The 20,815-nt window shown below is 34.9% G+C and carries 24 protein-coding genes, 1 rRNA gene and 2 other annotated features; all 25 genes read right to left on the bottom strand.

Annotated elements, in window-relative coordinates; translation table 11 throughout:
• Positions 1-5: 5 nt before the first annotated feature.
• Positions 6-605, bottom strand: coding sequence for a class I SAM-dependent methyltransferase (locus ACFVR2_RS23735; RefSeq protein WP_387367713.1), 600 nt, complete (start codon positions 603-605; stop codon positions 6-8).
• 110 nt (positions 606-715) lie between these two features.
• Positions 716-1,075 (bottom strand): 50S ribosomal protein L7/L12, encoded by a 360-nt coding sequence (gene rplL / locus ACFVR2_RS23730; protein WP_387332422.1) that lies wholly within the window; start codon positions 1,073-1,075, stop codon positions 716-718.
• Between the two features lie 56 nt (positions 1,076-1,131).
• Positions 1,132-1,632: a 50S ribosomal protein L10 gene (gene rplJ / locus ACFVR2_RS23725; RefSeq protein WP_331225021.1), complete on the bottom strand. Its 501-nt coding sequence runs from the start codon at positions 1,630-1,632 to the stop codon at positions 1,132-1,134.
• A gap of 43 nt (positions 1,633-1,675) precedes the next feature.
• Positions 1,676-1,812, bottom strand: a sequence feature (ribosomal protein L10 leader region).
• A gap of 54 nt (positions 1,813-1,866) precedes the next feature.
• A complete protein-coding gene (rplA, locus tag ACFVR2_RS23720) occupies positions 1,867-2,556 on the bottom strand; it encodes a 50S ribosomal protein L1 (protein WP_056467376.1) in 690 nt (229 codons plus the stop codon).
• Between the two features lie 115 nt (positions 2,557-2,671).
• Positions 2,672-3,097, bottom strand: coding sequence for a 50S ribosomal protein L11 (gene rplK / locus ACFVR2_RS23715; RefSeq protein ID WP_056467373.1), 426 nt, complete (start codon positions 3,095-3,097; stop codon positions 2,672-2,674).
• Positions 3,098-3,266: 169 nt separating this feature from the next.
• Positions 3,267-3,800, bottom strand: a complete 534-nt coding sequence (nusG, locus tag ACFVR2_RS23710; protein ID WP_387367709.1) for a transcription termination/antitermination protein NusG — start codon at positions 3,798-3,800, stop codon at positions 3,267-3,269.
• 114 nt (positions 3,801-3,914) lie between these two features.
• Entirely contained in the window at positions 3,915-4,112 is a 198-nt protein-coding gene (gene secE, locus ACFVR2_RS23705; RefSeq protein ID WP_387367706.1) for a preprotein translocase subunit SecE, read from the bottom strand.
• Positions 4,113-4,224: 112 nt separating this feature from the next.
• Positions 4,225-4,371, bottom strand: a complete 147-nt coding sequence (rpmG, locus tag ACFVR2_RS23700; protein ID WP_387367703.1) for a 50S ribosomal protein L33 — start codon at positions 4,369-4,371, stop codon at positions 4,225-4,227.
• A gap of 134 nt (positions 4,372-4,505) precedes the next feature.
• Complete coding sequence (gene sigH, locus ACFVR2_RS23695; RefSeq protein WP_056467364.1) at positions 4,506-5,156, bottom strand: RNA polymerase sporulation sigma factor SigH; 651 nt, start codon at positions 5,154-5,156, stop codon at positions 4,506-4,508.
• 65 nt (positions 5,157-5,221) lie between these two features.
• Positions 5,222-5,701, bottom strand: a complete 480-nt coding sequence (locus ACFVR2_RS23690; RefSeq protein WP_387367804.1) for an NYN domain-containing protein — start codon at positions 5,699-5,701, stop codon at positions 5,222-5,224.
• Between the two features lie 34 nt (positions 5,702-5,735).
• Positions 5,736-6,479 carry a 23S rRNA (guanosine(2251)-2'-O)-methyltransferase RlmB gene (gene rlmB, locus ACFVR2_RS23685; RefSeq protein WP_387367700.1) on the bottom strand — a complete coding sequence of 248 codons (744 nt, stop codon included), beginning with the start codon at positions 6,477-6,479 and terminating at the stop codon, positions 5,736-5,738.
• A gap of 1 nt (position 6,480) precedes the next feature.
• Complete coding sequence (locus ACFVR2_RS23680) at positions 6,481-6,897, bottom strand: Mini-ribonuclease 3 (RefSeq protein WP_387367697.1); 417 nt, start codon at positions 6,895-6,897, stop codon at positions 6,481-6,483.
• Between the two features lie 4 nt (positions 6,898-6,901).
• Complete coding sequence (gene cysS / locus ACFVR2_RS23675; protein WP_387367694.1) at positions 6,902-8,302, bottom strand: cysteine--tRNA ligase; 1,401 nt, start codon at positions 8,300-8,302, stop codon at positions 6,902-6,904.
• A gap of 4 nt (positions 8,303-8,306) precedes the next feature.
• Entirely contained in the window at positions 8,307-8,945 is a 639-nt protein-coding gene (cysE, locus tag ACFVR2_RS23670) for a serine O-acetyltransferase (RefSeq protein ID WP_387367691.1), read from the bottom strand.
• Between the two features lie 82 nt (positions 8,946-9,027).
• Positions 9,028-9,246, bottom strand: a binding site (T-box leader).
• Positions 9,247-9,288: 42 nt separating this feature from the next.
• Entirely contained in the window at positions 9,289-10,749 is a 1,461-nt protein-coding gene (gene gltX, locus ACFVR2_RS23665) for a glutamate--tRNA ligase (protein ID WP_387367688.1), read from the bottom strand.
• A gap of 42 nt (positions 10,750-10,791) precedes the next feature.
• Positions 10,792-11,271, bottom strand: coding sequence for a 2-C-methyl-D-erythritol 2,4-cyclodiphosphate synthase (gene ispF / locus ACFVR2_RS23660; protein WP_056467343.1), 480 nt, complete (start codon positions 11,269-11,271; stop codon positions 10,792-10,794).
• 11 nt (positions 11,272-11,282) lie between these two features.
• On the bottom strand, positions 11,283-11,969 hold the full coding sequence (ispD, locus tag ACFVR2_RS23655; protein ID WP_387367685.1) for a 2-C-methyl-D-erythritol 4-phosphate cytidylyltransferase: 687 nt from the start codon (positions 11,967-11,969) through the stop codon (positions 11,283-11,285).
• A 20-nt stretch (positions 11,970-11,989) separates the two neighbouring features.
• A complete protein-coding gene (locus tag ACFVR2_RS23650; RefSeq protein ID WP_387367682.1) occupies positions 11,990-13,060 on the bottom strand; it encodes a PIN/TRAM domain-containing protein in 1,071 nt (356 codons plus the stop codon).
• A 50-nt stretch (positions 13,061-13,110) separates the two neighbouring features.
• Complete coding sequence (gene disA / locus ACFVR2_RS23645; RefSeq protein ID WP_056467333.1) at positions 13,111-14,184, bottom strand: DNA integrity scanning diadenylate cyclase DisA; 1,074 nt, start codon at positions 14,182-14,184, stop codon at positions 13,111-13,113.
• A gap of 2 nt (positions 14,185-14,186) precedes the next feature.
• The gene (radA, locus tag ACFVR2_RS23640) at positions 14,187-15,566 is read right to left on the bottom strand and encodes a DNA repair protein RadA (RefSeq protein ID WP_387367679.1); all 1,380 of its coding nucleotides are present in this window, start codon (positions 15,564-15,566) and stop codon (positions 14,187-14,189) included.
• A 179-nt stretch (positions 15,567-15,745) separates the two neighbouring features.
• Entirely contained in the window at positions 15,746-18,187 is a 2,442-nt protein-coding gene (clpC, locus tag ACFVR2_RS23635) for an ATP-dependent protease ATP-binding subunit ClpC (RefSeq protein WP_387367676.1), read from the bottom strand.
• A 20-nt stretch (positions 18,188-18,207) separates the two neighbouring features.
• The gene (mcsB, locus tag ACFVR2_RS23630) at positions 18,208-19,275 is read right to left on the bottom strand and encodes a protein-arginine kinase McsB (protein ID WP_387367673.1); all 1,068 of its coding nucleotides are present in this window, start codon (positions 19,273-19,275) and stop codon (positions 18,208-18,210) included.
• 5 nt (positions 19,276-19,280) lie between these two features.
• The gene (mcsA, locus tag ACFVR2_RS23625) at positions 19,281-19,829 is read right to left on the bottom strand and encodes a protein-arginine kinase activator protein McsA (RefSeq protein ID WP_387367670.1); all 549 of its coding nucleotides are present in this window, start codon (positions 19,827-19,829) and stop codon (positions 19,281-19,283) included.
• Positions 19,830-19,848: 19 nt separating this feature from the next.
• The gene (locus ACFVR2_RS23620; RefSeq protein ID WP_387367667.1) at positions 19,849-20,310 is read right to left on the bottom strand and encodes a CtsR family transcriptional regulator; all 462 of its coding nucleotides are present in this window, start codon (positions 20,308-20,310) and stop codon (positions 19,849-19,851) included.
• Between the two features lie 412 nt (positions 20,311-20,722).
• Positions 20,723-20,815, bottom strand: a 5S ribosomal RNA gene (gene rrf / locus ACFVR2_RS23615); the annotation flags it as partial.

The following is a 20,815-nucleotide window of genomic DNA, read 5'->3' as shown; positions in this document are numbered from 1 at the left end:
TACAGTCAATCTTTTTTACTTTTTATGATATAATATCCTTTATCTTTTTTTACTACCTCAACCTCGTCGAAAGTTTCTTTTAATAAATCAAGAGCAGATGGTGCTCCTTGCTTCTTTTTTATTACTACCCAAAGCTCTCCACCAGGAAGTAATTTATCATGAGCACCTTTTAAAATTTCATGAACAACACTTTTCCCAGCGCGAATTGGCGGATTTGTTAAAATAGCTGCATATTCACCAGTTACATTTTCATAGATGCTACTTTCATAGATTTTCACATTTTCTATTTTATTTACATTCGCATTTTCTTTTGCTAATTCAATCGCCCTTAAATTTACATCAACCATTTCCACCATTCGACTAGAATCATCTTTTGCGATTGATAATCCTATTGGACCGTACCCACATCCAACATCTAAAATATCACCATCAACTTCAGGGAATGTGAATATATCGATTAATACTCGAGAACCAAAATCCACTTCATTTCTAGAAAAAACACCTGAATCAGATTGGAATTTCAAATCATTACCTCTCAGAGTAAATAAAAATACCTTTTTATCAGTTTTACTATTCGGTTGATTTGTAAAATAATGATCCGCCATAAAAAAATCCTTCTTTCATATATATACTTATCAACAGTCTTCCCAAAAGTAATCCCATATGTACAAAAAAAGCTCGCATAAATGCGAGCTTTTCTAAAAACTTTTAGAAATTACTTAACTTCTACGTTAGCGCCAACTTCTTCAAGTTTAGCTTTCATTTCTTCAGCTTCTTCTTTGCTGATTCCTTCTTTAATTGCTTTAGGAGTGTTGTCAACTAATTCTTTAGCTTCTTTTAATCCTAAACCAGTTAATTCACGAACTACTTTGATTACTTTGATTTTTTGGTCGCCAGGGCTAGTTAATACTAAATCAAATTCAGTTTGCTCAGCAGCAGCTTCAACAGCTCCACCAGCCATTACCATAGGAGCAGCAGCAGTTACGCCGAACTCTTCTTCGATTGCTTTTACTAAGTCATTTAATTCTAATACAGTCATGTTTTTAACTGCTTCAATGATTTGTTCTTTAGTCATTGTTAATTTCCTCCTTGTTTATACCTTTAAATTATATATTTTAAGCGATCTTGGCATTAAGCGCCTTGTTCTTCTTTTTGTTCTGCAACTGCTTTAGTTGCAAGAGCGAAGTTGCGGATTGGTGCTTGTAGCACGCTAAGCAACATAGAAAGTAAACCTTCGCGAGATGGAAGTTCAGCAAGAGCTTTCACTTCTTCAACAGTAGCAACGTTTCCTTCGATTACACCAGCTTTAATTTCTAAAGCTTCATGTTTTTTAGCGAAATCGTTGATTACTTTAGCAGGAGCAATTACATCCTCCATACTAAACGCGATTGCGTTTGGACCAGTTAATGATTCGTTTAAACCAGCTAAGCCAGCCTCTTCAGCAGCACGACGAGTTAAAGTGTTTTTGTAAACTTTGAACTCAACGCCAGCTTCACGTAATTGCTTACGTAATTCAGTTACTTCAGCAACATTTAAACCACGGTAGTCAACAACAACTGTTGATTTACTATCACGTAATTTAGCAGCTACTTCAGATACAACTTGTTTTTTAGCTTCTAATACTGCGCTCATTTATTACACCTCCTGTGGATTTTAGTGTATATACCGCAAAAGTGTAACCATAGCAAAACCTCCACGTAACTTTTCAAAAAAAGACATGGAGGTTGTATATGCACGAATTTATCAGTTATACACCTCGGTAGGATATTAAGCTTAAGCACCTACTGTCTACGGTAGTCTATTTAATTAGCAAGACAATCTCCATTATAGAGAGTTCTTGTCGAATTGTCAACTTTGTTTTTTATCTTAGAAACTAGCTGGATCTACTTTGATACCAGGGCCCATAGTTGAAGTGATTGCTACGTTCTTCATGTATGTTCCTTTAGCAGCAGCAGGTTTAACTTTTACCATAGTTTCAAAGATCGTTGTAAAGTTTTCTACTAACTTTTCGTTTTCGAAAGATACTTTACCGATTGGTACGTGAATGTTACCAGCTTTATCAACACGGTATTCAACTTTACCAGCTTTGATTTCGTTAACAGCTTTTGTTACGTCAAATGTAACTGTACCTGTTTTCGGGTTTGGCATTAAACCTTTAGGTCCTAATACACGTCCTAATTTACCAACTTCAGCCATCATGTCTGGAGTTGCTACTACTACATCAAAATCGAACCAACCTTGTTGGATTTTGTTAATCATGTCAGCATCGCCTACGAAATCAGCACCAGCAGCTTCAGCTTCTTTAGCTTTTTCACCTTTAGCGAATACTAATACACGTTGTACTTTACCAGTACCGTGTGGAAGAACTACTGCACCACGAATTTGTTGGTCAGCTTTCTTTGGATCTACTCCTAAACGGAATGCTACTTCAACTGTTGCATCAAAGTTAACAGTTGTAGTCTTTTTAACAAGTTCAACAGCTTCGTTTACTGCGTAAACAGCTGTACGATCTACTAATTTAATAGCTTCTTGGTATTTTTTACCTTTGTTAGCCATGTTTTATTCCTCCTAATGTGGTTTTAACGGATTTTCCTCCCACGAATAAAGGTTGCGATAAAGCACATCAAATGATGTTCGCAACCTCCTCAATCACACCTTATTGAAGATGGGATTAGTCTTCAATAACAATACCCATACTACGTGCAGTACCTTCTACCATACGCATAGCAGCTTCAACAGAAGCAGCATTTAAGTCAGGCATTTTTTGTTCAGCAATCTCACGCACTTTATCGCGTTTAACTGTTGCTACTTTTTTACGATTTGGTTCACCTGAACCAGACTCGATACCAGCCGCTACTTTAAGAAGTACAGCAGCAGGAGGAGTTTTCGTAATAAATGTAAACGAACGATCTTCGAATACAGTGATTTCAACAGGAATAATTAGACCAGCTTGGTCAGCTGTACGAGCGTTGAACTCTTTACAGAATCCCATGATGTTAACACCTGCTTGTCCTAATGCAGGACCAACTGGTGGTGCTGGGTTTGCTTTTCCTGCAGGAATTTGCAATTTTACCATTTTAATTACTTTTTTAGCCACGAGACACACCTCCTTAAGTCCGTGATGTGGTAATGGGGTTTTACACCCTCCCACTCATATCGTTTTGCATTTGCATGCATATTCTTATACAGAAGTTAATATCATCTTTTCGATGCATATTGACCTTTAAAAGTCTAACATTTTCAAATTAAAAATGCAAGGTCTTGTATTATAATTTTTCAATAAGATGTAAATCCAGTTCTACCGGTGTTTCTTTATTAAAGAATTCTACTAACACAGTGACTTTTTTCTTTTCGAAGTCAATTTCTTTAATTGATCCAGTATAATTCGCAAATGGTCCTTCTTTTAATCGAACAACTTCATTTACATCTAAATCAAATTCGATTGTTTGTTCATCTAGACCCATATGTTTTAGAATATGCGTAATTTCTTCTTCTAAAAGTGGGGTTGGTTTTGAACCAGAGCCAGCTGAGCCAACGAAACCAGTTACTCCCGGTGTATTTCGAACTACATACCAAGAATCGTCAGTCATTACTAGTTCAACTAACACATAACCCGGAAACACTTTACGTTTCGTTACTTTCTCTTTACCGTTCTTCATTTCTACTTCTGTTTCTTCTGGAACTATTACACGGAAAATTTTATCCTGCATTCCCATTGTTTCTACTCGTTTTTCTAAATTCGCTTTTACTTTATTCTCATATCCTGAGTAAGTATGAACTACATACCATCTTTTTTCCATGTTAGAGGACTACTTGTCCTTCCCTCCCCGGTCAACTTTCTTTGCAAATTAAAAAACCCGTCACCGGGCTTTTTTTAAAACATTATCACTCATTATAGCACAATTAGTTTTAACTTATTCAAGAATAAGTCGAATTAGTTTAGAAAGTCCTGTGTCAATTACAGCGAAGAATACTACAAAGAATATAACTGTAGCTAATACTGTAACTGTTGAATTAACTAATTCTTTACGTTTAGGCCATGAAACTTTTTTCATTTCACTTTTTACTTCGCGAAAAAACTTACCGATACGACCCACAGATGCAACCCCCATATATACTAGTTTAGAGATTTACGAAACGTCCGCCTTGTCCAAAAAATAGTGCATGATCTTTAGTTTATATACTGAATAAGGACATTCGCAATTATCATTTATCTTACTTCATTTATTTTGTTTCTTTATGTGCGGTATGCTCATTGCATGTTTTACAAAACTTTTTCATCTCCAAACGTTCTACAGAAGAGGAATTCTTCATCGTGGAGTAATTTCTATTATTGCAATTAGCGCACGACAGGACAACTTTTTTTCTCATGGTGACACCAACCTAATTCATATATAATTATCCATTTAGAATGTACCATGCGAACTATAAACTGTCAAACTCATTTCTATACCCTTGTATTCCTATATATTATCATGAATTACAAAGGATTTTCTTTGATCTACTTAAACTGACAGTTCTCTTATTTCCATATATCTTTCAAGCTTTCTTTTCACTCTTTGTAAAGCATTATCAATCGATTTCACATGTCTATTTAACTCTTCCGATATTTCTTGGTAAGAACGGCCATCTAAATAGAGTGATAATACTTTTCTTTCTAAATCGCTTAATAATTCAGACATTTTTAGCTCTATGTCCACATTTTCTTCTTGATTGATCACAAGTTCCTCTGGGTCCATGTTTTTTGTTTCTGTTAAAACATCCAGCAATGTACGATCAGATTCCTCATCATAAATAGGCTTGTCCAATGAAACATAAGAATTTAATGGGATGTGCTTTTGTCTAGTTGCTGTTTTAATCGCTGTAATAATTTGTCTTGTAATGCATAATTCTGCAAACGCCTTGAAGGACGAAAGTTTGTCTTCTTTGTAATCACGAATTGCTTTGTATAATCCAATCATACCTTCTTGAATGATGTCTTCACGGTCAGCTCCTATTAGGAAATAAGACCTAGACTTTGCTTTTACGAAATTTCGGTACTTTTGAATTAAAAATGTTAGTGCCTCTTGATCACCCTCTCGAACATATTCGAGAATTACCTCATCTTCTAAAGGGCCATACTCTATCATTAGCTTCAATTCTTGTTCAACGTTCAAAATTAGCACCTCCGACCAAACGATTTAATTAAATTATACAGCACAAAGAAGAAGGAAACAATAAGTCATCGTTCCCCTCTTCGCCATTTTTCTAAAATTTCTGTTTGTTTCGAATTTAAAGTCTTACTAATTGTCAGTCTTTGATCAGGTATTTCACTAATTCGAATACTTATCATTTTTTTATTTTGAGTAACCGATCGATATAGTTCCATTGCAGGTATACGAAGTGCACCTTGTCCAAATATTTGCCATTGCTCAGTAAAGTCAGAAGTCGCAACATAAATATGATGGTTAACATGACGAAGCTCAATTGCAAGTTTTTCAATTTTTTCATCAGCCGTCTGGTTTTTTCGAGTAAAAATCACTTCGACCTTTGAATTCTTGTCGACCTTTTCGATTCCATTTACAAAATGAGCATCAAATACAACAATTATAGACATCCCGGTGTATGCCTTATACTCAGCAAGTTGAGTAATTAGATAATCACGTGATTTATCAAAGTCAATTTCTCGAAGTTTTCTAAGATTCGGCCAAGCCCCAATCATGTTATAACCATCTACAATAAGAATCTCTTTCTTTTTATGATCCAAGCGGGTGTCTCTTACGATGTATTTCATACATTAATAAACTAGCCGCAACAGACGCATTTAACGATGTAACTTTACCGACCATTGGTAACTTAATTAGGAAATCACATTTTTCCTTTAAGATCCTGCTCATGCCTTTACCTTCGCTACCAATAATTAAACCAAGAGAAATCTGGCCATCCATGTTTCGATAGTCATCAGCACCTTTTGCATCCGTACCAAAAATCCAAACTCCTCTTTCTTTTAATTCATCTATAGTTCTTGCTAAGTTCGTTACTCGAGCAACTGGAATGTATTCAATTGCTCCAGTAGAAGCTTTAGCAACCGCTGCAGTTAAACCTACCGCTCTTCTCTTTGGAATAATGATTCCATGAGCGCCAACTGCATCTGCAGTTCGCATAATTGAGCCTAAATTATGCGGGTCTTCGATTTCATCAAGAATTAAGAAGAACGGTTGTTCATTTCGACTACTCGCAACTTCAAATAAATCATCAAGTTCCACATATTCATATGCAGCTACTTGTGCTACTACACCTTGGTGGTTTCCTTTAACCATTCCATCTAATTTCTTGTTTGGCGCTGTTTGAACAATCACTTTGTTTTGGTTAGCTAATTCTAAAAGTTTATGGATTTGACCTTTATTTGCTCCTTCGCTAACCCAAATTTTATTTATATCACGACCTGAACGTATTGCTTCCATAACTGGATTACGTCCAATAATAAATTCCTCAGACATATTATGCTCCTTTTTCATTCTCAATAAATTGAATCGCAAAATGTACAATTGCATTGAGTCTATCTTCATTTTTTAATAAATAATGGTATCCAATTAACGCTTCCATTGCGGTTGCGTATCGATATGTTTGTACATCAGTATTTTTTGGCACAGTTCCTGATTTTGCATTACGGCCTCTTTTAACAACTGCAACTTCTTCATCTGACAATATCTCAGTAGAAAGCATTTCTCTAATTACTTTAGCTTGTCCTTTCGCAGAAACAAAGCTTGTTGCTGCTCGGTGAAGTTGATTCGGTCTCACTGTCCCTTTTTCAAGGAGGTGATGACGTACATAAATTTCATATACAGCATCACCTATATAAGCAAGTGCTAAACTGTTTAGTTGTTTAGCATCAATATTTTGGTTACTTTCAATCATGAAGTTATCCTCTTTTCCAGCGAATACCCTGCGGAGTATCTTCAATGATTATATTCATTTCTTTTAATTGGTCACGAATTTGGTCCGCTAATGCAAAGTCACGGTTTTTACGTGCGTCTGTACGTTTTTGAATTAATGCTTCGATTTCATCATCTAACATTGCTTCTTCATTAACAAGTGTAATGCCTAGTACATTTGATAATTCATCAAAAGTTGCAACTAATTGATTTAATACATTCGTAGAAGTATGTGTCTCTAGTAAATATTGATTTGTCAATTTAGCTAATTGATATAAAACTGAAATCGCATTAGCTGTATTAAAATCATCATCCATTACTTTTGTGAAGACAGCTTTTTCATCTGCTATTTCTTTTAACCACTTATTGTCATCTTCTGTTAAATTAGTACTGCTTTCTATACGGTGCTTACTATTTTGGTAAGCCGTTTTAATACGTTCAAAACCATTTTTAGCTTCTTGTAAAAGGTCCTCGCTATAGTTAATTGGGTGACGATAATGCACCGATAACATGAAGAAACGTAATAACATAGGATCAACGATTTTAATAATATCATGCACTAATACAAAGTTACCCAATGACTTAGACATTTTTTCGTTGTCGATATTGATGTATCCATTATGCATCCAATAATTTGAAAAAGTTTTCCCGCTTAAGGCTTCTGACTGAGCGATTTCATTCTCATGGTGTGGGAATGATAAGTCTTGACCACCTGCATGAATATCAATTGTTTCTCCAAGATATTTCTTTGCCATTGCTGAGCACTCAATATGCCACCCTGGTCTACCTTTCCCCCACGGACTTTCCCAGAAGATTTCACCTGGTTTAGCTGCTTTCCATAGAGCGAAATCTAATGGATCTTCTTTCTTTTCACCAACTTCAATTCTTTCACCAATTCGAAGGTCTTCAATTGATTGGTGTGAAAGTTTACCGTAGCCGTTAAATTCTTTTGTTTTGAAGTAAACATCACCTTCGGATTCATATGCATAACCTTTTTTTACAAGTTCATCGATAAACTCAATAATAATATCCATATTATCCATTACACGAGGATGATTCGTTGCTGTTTTGCAACCTAACGCTTGAACATCTTCAAAATATGCATTAATAAAACGATCTGCTATAGTTGGGACATCTGAACCTAATTCATTTGCTGCTTTAATTAACTTATCATCAACATCAGTGAAATTTGAAACAAAGTTAACTTCATATCCACGATATTCAAAATAACGTCTTACTGAATCAAAAACAATAGCAGGTCTTGCATTACCAATGTGGATATAGTTATATACAGTAGGTCCACATACATACATTTTGACCTTACCTTCTTCTATAGGCTTAAAATCTTCTTTATTCCTTGTTAACGTATTATAAATTTGAATTGCCATCGTTTTACTTCCTTTCAGATATTCTCATTAAACTTCTTAACTCTTCTAATTCCGCTTCTAGTTGTAGTAATCGATCTGCTACTGGGTCAGGTAGATCACAGTGATCAAATTGATTATTTACTCTAATTCCATCTTGAACAACTATCTTACCAGGTATACCAACAACCGTAGTATTATTTGGAACATTCTTTAGTACAACTGAATTTGCACCGATTTTTGCATTTTCTCCGATTGTGATTGATCCTAGAACTTTTGCACCCGTAGCTACTAGTACCCCACTCAATAAGGTTGGATGTCGCTTACCTTTTTCCTTCCCAGTTCCACCTAATGTTACTCCCTGATAAATCGTAACATCATCGCCTATTTCACATGTTTCTCCAATTACAACTCCTGCTCCATGATCGATAAAAAATCGTCTACCAATTTTCGCTCCTGGGTGAATCTCGATTCCTGTTAAAAAACGAGCAAACTGTGAAATACTTCTTGCAATAAAGTGCCATTTTTTCCGATAGAAATAATGAGCAAATCGATAAAGCCATAAAGCATGTAAACCAGCATACGTAAGAATAACTTCTAAATAGCTAGTAGCGGCTGGATCGCGTTCAAATATCGTCGCTATATCTTCCTTCATGTACTTTAGCATCTTCATTTCCCCTTAAAGAATTTATTAAGCATTTTATTTTTTCTCTATAAAAAATAAAAAGCGTCCCTGTGTACTTAAAATACACAGAGACGCTTTTTGCGCGGTTCCACTCTGTTTAGATAAAATAAATTATCTCAACTCATGTAATGTAACGGTTTCCACCGCCCTAGCCTACTAAAACGTGTTTTTCGGCCAAGGACTCAAGGGGGCACTTCCATGACTACTGTTAAAATCACTTTCACCAACGTGATTCTCTCTGGGTAACGAGTAACCATTTACTTTTCCCTATCAACATTTTACCTATATGAATAATACTTATATATATTACAAATTAATCAAAATGTTAACCAATAATTTGTTGTAAACGAGCAATAACTTTTTCTTTTCCTAATAAAGTCATCGCTGCTGGTAATTCTGGACCATGACATTGACCAGTTGTTGCAACACGAATTGGCATAAATAACTTTTTGCCTTTTTGTCCAGTTGACTTTTGAACTGATTTCATTGCAGCTTTAATCGAATCAACTGTAAATTCTTCAGAAGCTTTAAGTTCTTCAACTAATGCTGAAAGTACTTCCTTCACATGCTCTTCAGAAATAACAGCTTGCTCTTCTTCACCGAATGTTAATGCTTCTTTAAAGAATAAGCTTGATAATTCCACAATTTCAGCACCAAAGCTCATTTGGTCTTGATATAAAGCTACTAGATTTGTAACCCATAGGTTTTCATCTGCAGTGCGTTCTTCATTTACAAAACCAGCTTGAATTAGATGTGGCAATGAAATTTCTACCACTTTTTCTAATGGTTGCTCTTTAATATAGCGATTGTTAATCCAAGTTAATTTTTGCTTATCAAACATAGCTGGAGCAGAACTTAAACGGCTAGGATCGAAAATTTTAATTAATTCATCCTTGCTGAAAATTTCTTCTTCACCAACTGGTGACCAACCAAGAAGAGCAATAAAGTTAAATAACGCTTCTGGTAAGTAACCAAGATTTTGATATTGTTCAATAAATTGTAATACAGATTCGTCACGTTTTGAAAGCTTTTTACGGTTTTCGTTCACAATTACTGCCATATGACCAAAATCTGGAGCATCCCAATTTAATGCACGATATACCATTAATTGTTTAGGAGTATTAGAAATATGCTCTTCCCCACGCAGTACGTGACTAATTTTCATTAATGCGTCGTCAACTACTACCGCGTAGTTATAAGTAGCGATTCCGTTCTTTTTAACAAGAACCCAGTCACCGATATCTTTTGATTCAAATTTAATATTTCCACGAACGATATCTTCCCACTCATACGTATCGTTTGCAGGTACTGCAAAACGAATAGTGGACTCTGCACCTGCTGCTTCTTTTACAGCTCTTTCTTCAGCTGTTAAATGACGGCATTTTCCGCTATAACGTGTAGTTGGATGACCAGCGGCTAATTGTGCTTCACGTTCCACCGCAAGTTCTTCCTCTGTACAATAGCACTTGTATGCATGACCATTCTCAATTAATTCATTAGCATATTGTTTGTATAAGTCTAGTCTTTCTAGCTGACGATAAGGACCGTACTCGCCACCTTTATCTGGACCTTCATTCCAATCAATACCTAACCAGTGTAAATATTTCGCTTGGCTTTCTTCGCCACCTTCAACATTACGTTCTATATCTGTATCTTCAATACGTAATACCATATCACCATTAAAATGCTTAGCAAATAAATATACGTATAATGCTGTACGTGCATTTCCAATATGTAAATGACCTGTCGGACTAGGTGCATAACGAACTCTTACTCTATTTGACATTTATAGACACTCTCCACTGAATAATTAATATACTTTATTAGTTTAAGCCTTCTTTTGTAACAATACAACCGCTTGGGATGCAATTCCTTCTTTTCTTCCTGTAAAACCTAATTTTTCAGTTGTTGTTGCTTTTACATTAATACAATCAGATGTCGTTTCAAGCAGTTCTGCAATTCGCTCTCTCATTAATTGGATATATGGTGCCATTTTAGGCGCTTGAGCAATAATCGTACAATCTGCGTTAACTAGCTCATAACCTTTATCCTTAACAATATGAAATACGTGTTGAAGTAGTTTTGCTGAATCAGCATCTTTAAAAGCTGGATCCGTATCCGGGAAATGTCTACCTATATCTCCTTCACCAATAGCCCCTAGCAATGCATCCGATATTGTATGAAGAAGAACATCGGCATCAGAATGACCTAATAAACCTAATTCGTATGGGATTTCAATTCCACCAATAATTAATGGGCGATTTTCTGCAAAAGCGTGAACATCAAACCCTTGTCCAATTCTAAACATGTAAACACCTTCTAACCTCTATATTGTTCATAGATTGTTTCAGCAAAAAACAAATCTTCTTTAGTTGTTACTTTAATATTGTTATAATCTCCATTTACTACAAAAACTTTACTTCCGTTCCATTCAACTAAGCTTGCATCATCAGTTCCTAAATAACCATTTTCAATTGCTTTTTGATGCGCTTCTATTAAACATTTGTATGTAAAAGCTTGGGGAGTCTGTACTCCCCAAAGTGTAGAACGATCGATTGTTTCAACGACTTCTTGATCAATAACTTTTTTTATTGTATCTTTCATTGGAACAGCACAGATGACTGCCTCATGTTCATTCATTTTTTCAAGAATCCGCTCAATCACTGCATTTGTTACAAAAGGTCTCGCCCCATCGTGTACTAAAATAAAGCTTTCAGTATCCTTAATTGAAACTAAACCATTATAAACACTTTCTTGCCTTTCTGCTCCACCTTTTACATAGGTTATTTTATTTTGTATACAGCTTGGCAAATTTAAAGTTTCAAAGAACTGTTTTTCAAATTCTTTAATCGGTAAGATAATCTCATTGCAACGATGATCTTCGCCAAATACTTTTAAAGTTAATTCAATAATTGGCGAGCTAATTATTTTTAGAAATAATTTATTATAGCCTGCACCCATTCGTGAGCCAGAACCCGCTGCTGGAATGATGACCTTATATTGCATTTTACGTATACCTCTCTAACTTACTTTACTTTTGCAAAAATCATACGACCTGCAGAAGTTTGTAGTACGCTCGTAACGACTGTATCCACTCGTTTACCAATTGATTCTTTACCGTCTTCTACAACGATCATTGTACCATCGTCTAAATAAGCAACACCTTGTAATTTTTCTTTACCTTCTTTTACTACAAAGGCAGTTAATACTTCCCCAGGTAATACAACTGGTTTAATTGCATTTGCTAGATCGTTAATATTCCAAACTTTAATTTGCTGAAGTTCACTTACTTTATTTAAATTAAAGTCATTTGTCACTAAAATACCTTTTTTTAATTTAGTAAGCTTTACTAATTTTGCATCTACTTCGGGAACATCTTCAAAGTCCCCTTCGTAGATTTCAACTTTCATAGCTAGCTCTTTTTGGATTCTATTTAGAATATCTAATCCTCTTCGGCCTCTATTTCGTTTTAACGTATCTGAGGAATCAGCTATATATTGTAATTCTGCTAATACAAATTGTGGAATCACAATTGTTCCTTCTATGAATCCAGTTTGACAAATATCAGCAATACGACCATCAATGATTACACTAGTATCTAAAATTTTAACTGGAATATCGAATGCTGTATCTTGATCTTCAGCAGCCTTTTTCTTAGCCTTTGAAGATAATGTAAATAAACTCAATAATTCTTCTCTCTTTTTAATCCCAACTTGAAAACCTAAATATCCTAATAAAATTGTGACAACTATTTGAATAATTGATGAAACATACTGTAATCTAATTGAGTCAATTGGCAATGAAATAAGAAATGCCAGAATAAGTCCAAAAACAAGTCCTAAACTACCAAACAAAATCATTGAAATAGGAGCTTTTAATAATTTCTCCTCAATATACTTGATAAACGTTACTGTTGGATCAACTAACCAAAGCGATAAAATAAAAAAGATCACTGCTCCACTTAAAGCTTGCACATAAGAGTTATGCAATATATTAGGTAACTCTGTTTTCAACAGTTTATCTAATAGTGGAAAAAGTACTAAACCTAAAGTACTTCCGACAAAAATATAAATAACTTGAACGATCCTCTTTATCAATTCGCCACCTCCTTTAAATAAATAATTAACTCTATCTTAGACGAAATAACTTAGTTATGTCTATTGATATACAGTTGCTCCTGAATTCGTTTTAATCCTTCTTTGATTTTTTTTGCACGAATTTCACCGATTCCATCAACATCATCTAACTCAGCAAGAGTAGCTTTGTAGATCCCTTTAAGGTGCTTAAATCGCTGTGTTAAATTTTCAATTACTAGTGGCGGTAGTCTAGAAATTTTCATCAACATACGATATCCTCTAGGCTCTACCATTTCTTCAAGATTTGTGTTATTCGGATAACCCAGCAATTTAATAATGGCATGATCCTCTAACAATTCTTCATTTGCCAGTTCTTGGAGTTTTTGCAAAATACTTTTTGGATCTTGTTCCTTATTATAATGATAATCCTTTATTAAAAGTAATGCCTCCTCCTCAAGGTCCGAAATGATCTCAATTAACTGTAATTCAATCAGTCTTCCTTCATCACCAAGCTCAATTACATAGTTATTAATTTCATTTTTAATTCGAAGAACCATTTCAACACTATGTAAAACATTTACAACTTCAAATAATGTAACTAGCTCTTCAAATTCTAAAATACTAAGTGAAGTAATCCCTTGATTCCATACAATTTTATATTTTTCAAGGGTCTGAATCGCCTGATTAGCCTTTGTTAAAATTACGCCAATATCTCGCAGTGTATAGCGTAAATTACCTTTATATAAGGTAATAACATTACGTCTTTGCGAAATAGCAATTACTAAGTTTCCTGTTTGCCTTGACACTCGTTCTGCTGTTCGATGACGCATACCAGTTTCTTTTGTAAAGATTGATTGATCTGGTATCAATTGTGCATTTGCCAACAGGATTTTTGACCCTGTTTCATTTAAAATGAGAGCTCCATCCATTTTTGCTAATTCATATAAGCTAGCTGGAGAGAAAGGGTCATTAATATGAAAACCACCATCGACCATTTCTTTTGTTTCATCATTAAAGCCAAGTACAATTAGTCCACCAGTCTGTGCTCTAAGTACATTATCAATGCCATCACGCAATGGTGTACCTGGAGCAATCATTTCTAAAACTGGCAACATTGATTTAGCTTTTTGTTTTTGATCCTCCATCTCTACCCTCCTAACACGTATTTTAATGCTTCATGTACTGTATTAATACCTATTATTTCCATTCCTTCAGGAAAACTCCATCCTCCAATATTTTTTGATGGAATTATTGCTCTTTTAAATCCAAGTTTAGCTGCTTCTTGTACTCTTTGCTCTATTCTAGATACCCTACGAACTTCTCCTGTTAAACCAATCTCACCAATTACTACATCTGTTGGATTAGTAGGTTTGTCTTGAAAGCTTGATGCTATACTTACTGCAACAGCTAAGTCTACAGCAGGCTCATCTAACTTCAGTCCTCCGGCAACTTTTAAATAAGCATCTTGATTTTGTAATAAAAGGCCCATTCTCTTTTCTAATACAGCCATAATTAACGATACTCTATTATGATCTATACCTGTTGCCATTCGCCTTGCATTTCCAAAGCTCGTTGGAGAGACAAGTGCTTGTAATTCAACAAGTACAGGTCTAGTACCTTCCATAGAAGCAACAACAGTTGAACCTGCTACTCCAAAAGGTCTCTCTTCCAAGAATATTTCCGATGGATTCAGCACTTCCACTAATCCTAATTCTTTCATCTCAAAAATACCTGTTTCATTAGTAGATCCAAAACGATTTTTAACTGCCCTTAATATTCGAAATGTATGATGTCTTTCACCCTCAAAATATAACACTGCATCTACCATATGTTCCAGTAATCGTGGGCCAGCAATTGATCCCTCTTTTGTCACATGCCCTACTATAAAAATTGGGATGCCTTTTGTCTTCGCGATTTTCATTAATTCTGAAGTACACTCTCGAACTTGTGAAACACTACCAGGAGCAGATGTTACTTCTTGTAAATAGATTGTTTGAATCGAATCAATTACAACAAAATCAGGGGACATCTCATCCATATATCGAGCAATATAAGACAAATCTGTCTCGGATAGAACATATAAGTTTTGTGTAGCGACACCTAGTCGTTCTGCTCTTAATTTTATTTGCTTTTGAGATTCTTCACCTGAAACATATAAAACTTTATGATCCTTTTTAGCCAATTGTGAGGAAACCTGTAAGAGCATCGTCGACTTACCTATTCCCGGGTCACCACCAATTAATACTAATGAACCTAAAACGATCCCGCCACCTAAAACCCGATTAAATTCATCGAAGGAAGTTTCGATACGAGTTTCAGTGCCTATTTCTACTTCCATGATTGAAATTGGTTTCGTTCCTTCTACTGTAGCATTTGTATTAAATGTTAGTCTTCTTGAACTAGCGGGCTGTTCTATAAACTCAACCATTGTATTCCACTCGTTACATGCAGGACACTTTCCAATCCACTTAACTGACTCATATCCACAAGATTGACAAACGAATTTAGTTTTATTTTTTTTAGCCATATGTATAGTACCTCTTTTGTTACTATGATTTTCTATATTAATAGAGTATGTATTCTAAGTCTATCCTAACGCTTTTTTGATATAAGAAAAAGGGCTTCACGCCCTTTTTCACAAATTAGATAACTTTACAATTAATTTGTTCACTTATCCTTCATAAAAGGTATGAACTTTGTAATTGCTTATTGATTTACAGTTTCAGCCTCTGATCTTATCAAATATTCGTTATCTTTTACATCAAGAATAACTTTTCGGCCTTTTTCAACATTACCTTTTAATAATTCTTCGGATAAACGATCCTCTACTTGTTTTTGAATTGCTCTTCTTAATGGACGAGCTCCGTATTCAGCATCGAATCCTTCATCTGAAATTTTATCAATTGCTGCATCTGATAATTCTAGTTCAATTTCTTGTTCTTTTAAACGCTTCGTTAAGCTATTAACCATTAAGTGAACAATTTCTTTAATATGTTTCTTCTCTAATGCATGGAAAACGATTGTTTCATCGATACGGTTTAGGAATTCGGGACGGAATGCTTTTTTCAGTTCCTCTAATACTTTTCCTTTCATATCTTTGTAATCTTTTTCTCCATCATTAATATTGAATCCAACATATTTATTTGTTTTTAAAGCACTTGCTCCAACGTTTGATGTCATGATAACAAGTGTATTTCTAAAGTCAACTGTGCGGCCTTTTGAATCGGTTAATCGACCGTCTTCTAATACTTGAAGTAGAATATTAAATACGTCTGGATGAGCTTTCTCAATTTCATCTAATAGAATTACTGAGTAAGGTTTACGTCTAACTTTCTCAGTCAATTGACCACCTTCATCATATCCTACATATCCTGGAGGCGCCCCTACTAAACGAGACGTTGCATGTTTTTCCATATACTCCGACATATCAATACGAATCATCGCATCTTCATCGCCAAAAATTGTTTCAGCTAATGCTCGAGCCAATTCTGTTTTACCTACCCCTGTAGGACCTAAGAAAATAAATGAACCAATTGGGCGTTTTGGATCTTTTAATCCGGCTCTTGCACGTCGTACAGCTTTAGAAACTGCTACTACTGCTTCTTCTTGACCAATTACTCGTTTATGAAGAACACTTTCCATATTTAACAGTTTATCTGCCTCTGTTTGAGCAAGTTTTGTAACTGGAATATTCGTCCATGATGATACAACATTCGCTATATCCTCTACAGTTACTTCAGAATTTTCTTTACCTTGTTTCTCTTTCCATTGGCGTTTCGTATCTTCTAATTGTTCACGTAATCTTTGTTCTGAGTCTCTTAATGATGCCGCTTTTTCAAATTCTTGACTTTGAACAGCTGCATCTTTCTCTTTACGAACTTCCTCTAATTTTAATTCTAATTCTTTTAAATTTGGCGGTGTAGTAAAGCTACGTAGTCGTACTTTAGAACCTGCCTCATCAATAACATCGATTGCTTTATCCGGTAAGAAACGGTCTGTAATGTATCGATCTGATAGTTTTACAGCTTCAATAATTGACTGGTCAGAAATTGATACTCTATGATGTGCCTCATAACGGTCACGTAAGCCTTGAAGAATTTGAATTGACTCCTCTACACTCGGCTGATCAACTTGAATTGGTTGGAAACGACGCTCTAACGCAGCATCTTTTTCGATATATTTACGGTATTCATCAATTGTTGTTGCACCGATACATTGTAGCTCACCACGTGCTAATGATGGCTTTAAGATGTTAGATGCATCAATTGCACCTTCCGCCCCACCTGCACCAATTAATGTATGAAGTTCATCAATGAAAAGAATAATATTACCAGCTTGACGAATTTCGTCCATTACCTTTTTCAGACGATCTTCAAATTCACCACGGTACTTAGTTCCAGCTACAACAGTACCCATATCAAGTGTCATTACTCGTTTATCTCTTAAAATCTCTGGAACTTCATTATTAACAATTTGTTGAGCTAATCCTTCTGCAATAGCCGTTTTACCTACACCAGGCTCCCCAATTAATACTGGATTATTCTTAGTGCGTCGGCTTAACACTTCAATTACTCGCTGAATTTCTTTACCACGTCCGATTACAGGATCTAAGCGACCCTCTCTAGCCGATACTGTTAAATCACGAGCTAAGCTGTCTAATGTCGGTGTGTTTGCTTGATTAGCAGATCCATTTTGATGATTAGACGAGCTTTCATTGCTACCTAATAATTGAAGAACTTGTTGACGCGCTTTATTTAAGCTAACACCAAGATTATTTAATACTCTTGCTGCTACGCCTTCTCCTTCTCGAATTAGTCCTAAAAGGATGTGCTCTGTTCCTACATATGAATGCCCTAATTTGCGAGCCTCATCCATTGATAATTCAATCACTTTTTTTGCTCTAGGAGTGTAGTGTACAGTTTGGGCAACTCCCTGACCACGTCCTATTAATGTTTCCACTTCTTGTTGTACTTTCTCTGGGCTTAATCCAAGTGCAAGTAATGCCTTAGCAGCAATACCTTCTCCCTCACGAACAAGTCCTAGTAAAATATGTTCTGTACCTATATTTGAGTGTCCAATTCGGATTGCCTCTTCTTGAGAAAGAGCTAATACTTTTTGAGCACGTTCTGTAAATCGACCAAACATCATAATTGGTTCCTCCCATATAATTAGATATTTTTGTTAGATAGCCTTTCGCGTATTAGTGATGCTCTTTTAATATCCCTTTCTTCGGGAGCAAGCTGATCACCTACATACTGTTGTAAAATACCTGGTTGAGTTAATATCATTAATTCATGTAAAAAGTTTTTAGATAAACCATCAATCAAACCTAAATCAATCCCTAATTGTACATCCGATAAACACTTAGCACTTTCCTTTGTTTCTATTATTCTTCCGTATTTCAATGTACCTAGAGAACGAAAAACTCGATCTTCTAAAAGAATTATAGAAGTTCTTGCAAGTGCATCTCTTGCTGATTTCTCGTGTTTAATCAGTTGTTGTACAATTGTGGTTAAATCTTCTATTATTTCTTCTTCCGATTTCCCTAATGTAATTTGATTCGAAATCTGAAAGATATTACCTAATGCTTCGCTACCTTCGCCATAAATTCCTCTTACTACTAAACCAAGTTGATTAATAGTAGGAATTAAACGGTTAAATTGTTTCGTGATGACCAGTGCTGGAAGATGCATCATCACCGAGGCCCTTAATCCGGTACCAACATTAGTAGGACAGCTGGTTAAATAACCAATTGTTTCATCAAAAGCATATTCAAGCTGACTCTCTATATAATTATCAATATGATTCGCTTGAGTAAGTGCCTCTCTAAGTTGTAAACCTGGAAATAGAGCTTGAATTCTTAAATGGTCTTCTTCATTGATCATAATGCTAATTTGTTCGTCCTGAGATAATATACATGCACCATGTACCGACTCTTGAACTAAATTAGGACTTATTAAGTGTTTTTCAATTAATACTCTTTTCTCTACTGGTTCTAACTTATTAATTTCAATATATTCAAAAGGTCCGTTTGGTAAAGCTGTACTACCTTCAAAATAATGTTTAACTAAATGACAAATTTCTTTAGCCTTGTCTTGGCTAAGTAATGTTGGATACAAATATGCACTGAAATTTCTAGCTAACCTAATACGACTACTTAAAACGATATCGTCGTCTGGACCTTCTTGTTTCATCCATGGACTGATGGCTTCATTTATAATTCGATTAATAGACATGTAACTTACTCCACCTCCTTTTGAAGGGCTTGTAAATCTTTTTCAATTTCACGAATTTCATCCCGAATCTTAATTGCTTGCTCAAAATCTTCCTTATCAATAAAATATTTCATTTGAGATTTCAAGTCTTGTAGCTTCCTTTTCAAGGAGATTGCCCCATTAATCTTTTGAGGTATTTTCCCTGTATGCGATACATTACCACTATGAATTCTTTTAACAATTGGTTTCATCTGATCCATAAATATTTCATAACAAGTTGAACAACCTAAACGACCAATTTTAGTAAACTTATGAAAAGTCATCTTACATCTAGGACATTCAATATGGGAATCTTGATGAAATTTATTTTTCTTCATTTCATAAATACCAGTATTACCTTTAAATAATCCAGCTAACAAATCATTTACAGAATACCCACCTATTTCAGAAAAAATATATTTATTGTTCGATTCATTTGCGCATTTCTCACATAAGTGAATATCTATTTTCTCACCATTAATAATTTTAGAATAGTGTATTGTTGCCGGACGCTCTTGACATTCTTGACAAATCATTATGGGCAACCTCCATATTCTATTTGTACTTTAAACTTCTTAGCATTGCCTTGAACATTCTTGCTCTTAACTCATCTCGATAAGGTAAATTAACCATTATTACTGAACGATCTAATACACTTAACATCATTTTTGCTTCACGCCCTGTAACTACACTTTTTTCAAGTAGTAGATGAATATAGTCCTCCGAGCTAGACTGTGCAATATTATTAGTAAAGCTACTTAATATTTGATCAATTACGCTCGCTTTATCATGAAATTGCACTTTAATAATCCGAATATACCCTCCACCGCCGCGTTTACTTTCTACTACATATCCTCTTTCTAATGTGAATCTAGTATTAATTACATAATTTATTTGAGAAGGTACACAATCAAATTTATTTGCTATTTCACTTCTTTTTATCTCGACATAATCTTTATCGGATATGTCAAAGTAGTGCATTAGATATTGTTCAATAATATCTGATATATTCTTCATCTATTTACCACCTTTACTGACTTTGACTATCTTTGACTATTATTATATTCCTTTCATGAAAAATTTCAACTATTATCTCTTTACCATTTTTTCCAAACGATACAGCTCTTAATCTTTTTTTGTACATTAAGAAATGTATAAATTGGTAGCCTAGAAGAAAAATTGACATATTTTCCAATCTTGGGTATTAAATATAAGTGCAATAACCTCTCTGTCTTTGCCTAAAGGCTCGTCAATTGGCGATTTTTCTTTATCAGTATATAAATATATATGTTATACAATTCTTTTAAGAAGCTTTTTTTCCTTTATACTTTTTTTAAAAAAATTATTAACTTGATTTATCTCGTTTGATCCTCTCAGCATTTTAAGATAACAAAAAAAAACATCAGCCTAATAGCTGATGTTTTTGGTTACCAGGCGACGTTCTACTCTCACAGGGGGAAACCCCCAACTACCATCGACGCAAAAGAGCTTAACTGCCGTGTTCGGTATGGGAACGGGTGTG

Source organism: Gottfriedia sp. NPDC057991, from assembly GCF_042886615.1.
GTDB lineage: Bacteria > Bacillota > Bacilli > Bacillales > Bacillaceae_G > Gottfriedia.
Note: the sequence above shows the minus strand (reverse complement) of the source record. Positions and strands in the feature narration are given on the sequence as shown.

What these genes read in the sequence shown, in the direction of transcription:
- rlmB (WP_387367700.1), bottom strand. Translation starts at nt 6,479, where the DNA reads ATGTCTGAGGAATTTATTATTGGACGTAATCCAGTTATGGAAGCAATA.
- gltX (WP_387367688.1), bottom strand. Translation starts at nt 10,749, where the DNA reads ATGTCAAATAGAGTAAGAGTTCGTTATGCACCTAGTCCGACAGGTCAT.
- ACFVR2_RS23690 (WP_387367804.1), bottom strand. Translation starts at nt 5,701, where the DNA reads ATGATTGGGGCTTGGCCGAATCTTAGAAAACTTCGAGAAATTGACTTT.
- radA (WP_387367679.1), bottom strand. Translation starts at nt 15,566, where the DNA reads ATGGCTAAAAAAAATAAAACTAAATTCGTTTGTCAATCTTGTGGATAT.
- nusG (WP_387367709.1), bottom strand. Translation starts at nt 3,800, where the DNA reads ATGGAAAAAAGATGGTATGTAGTTCATACTTACTCAGGATATGAGAAT.
- rplA (WP_056467376.1), bottom strand. Translation starts at nt 2,556, where the DNA reads ATGGCTAACAAAGGTAAAAAATACCAAGAAGCTATTAAATTAGTAGAT.
- disA (WP_056467333.1), bottom strand. Translation starts at nt 14,184, where the DNA reads ATGGAGGATCAAAAACAAAAAGCTAAATCAATGTTGCCAGTTTTAGAA.
- mcsB (WP_387367673.1), bottom strand. Translation starts at nt 19,275, where the DNA reads ATGTCTATTAATCGAATTATAAATGAAGCCATCAGTCCATGGATGAAA.
- ispD (WP_387367685.1), bottom strand. Translation starts at nt 11,969, where the DNA reads ATGCAATATAAGGTCATCATTCCAGCAGCGGGTTCTGGCTCACGAATG.
- secE (WP_387367706.1), bottom strand. Translation starts at nt 4,112, where the DNA reads ATGGGGGTTGCATCTGTGGGTCGTATCGGTAAGTTTTTTCGCGAAGTA.
- rplL (WP_387332422.1), bottom strand. Translation starts at nt 1,075, where the DNA reads ATGACTAAAGAACAAATCATTGAAGCAGTTAAAAACATGACTGTATTA.
- ispF (WP_056467343.1), bottom strand. Translation starts at nt 11,271, where the DNA reads ATGTTTAGAATTGGACAAGGGTTTGATGTTCACGCTTTTGCAGAAAAT.
- mcsA (WP_387367670.1), bottom strand. Translation starts at nt 19,829, where the DNA reads ATGATTTGTCAAGAATGTCAAGAGCGTCCGGCAACAATACACTATTCT.
- ACFVR2_RS23680 (WP_387367697.1), bottom strand. Translation starts at nt 6,897, where the DNA reads ATGATTGAAAGTAACCAAAATATTGATGCTAAACAACTAAACAGTTTA.
- rpmG (WP_387367703.1), bottom strand. Translation starts at nt 4,371, where the DNA reads ATGAGAAAAAAAGTTGTCCTGTCGTGCGCTAATTGCAATAATAGAAAT.
- cysS (WP_387367694.1), bottom strand. Translation starts at nt 8,302, where the DNA reads ATGGCAATTCAAATTTATAATACGTTAACAAGGAATAAAGAAGATTTT.
- clpC (WP_387367676.1), bottom strand. Translation starts at nt 18,187, where the DNA reads ATGATGTTTGGTCGATTTACAGAACGTGCTCAAAAAGTATTAGCTCTT.
- ACFVR2_RS23620 (WP_387367667.1), bottom strand. Translation starts at nt 20,310, where the DNA reads ATGAAGAATATATCAGATATTATTGAACAATATCTAATGCACTACTTT.
- rplJ (WP_331225021.1), bottom strand. Translation starts at nt 1,632, where the DNA reads ATGAGCGCAGTATTAGAAGCTAAAAAACAAGTTGTATCTGAAGTAGCT.
- cysE (WP_387367691.1), bottom strand. Translation starts at nt 8,945, where the DNA reads ATGCTAAAGTACATGAAGGAAGATATAGCGACGATATTTGAACGCGAT.
- ACFVR2_RS23735 (WP_387367713.1), bottom strand. Translation starts at nt 605, where the DNA reads ATGGCGGATCATTATTTTACAAATCAACCGAATAGTAAAACTGATAAA.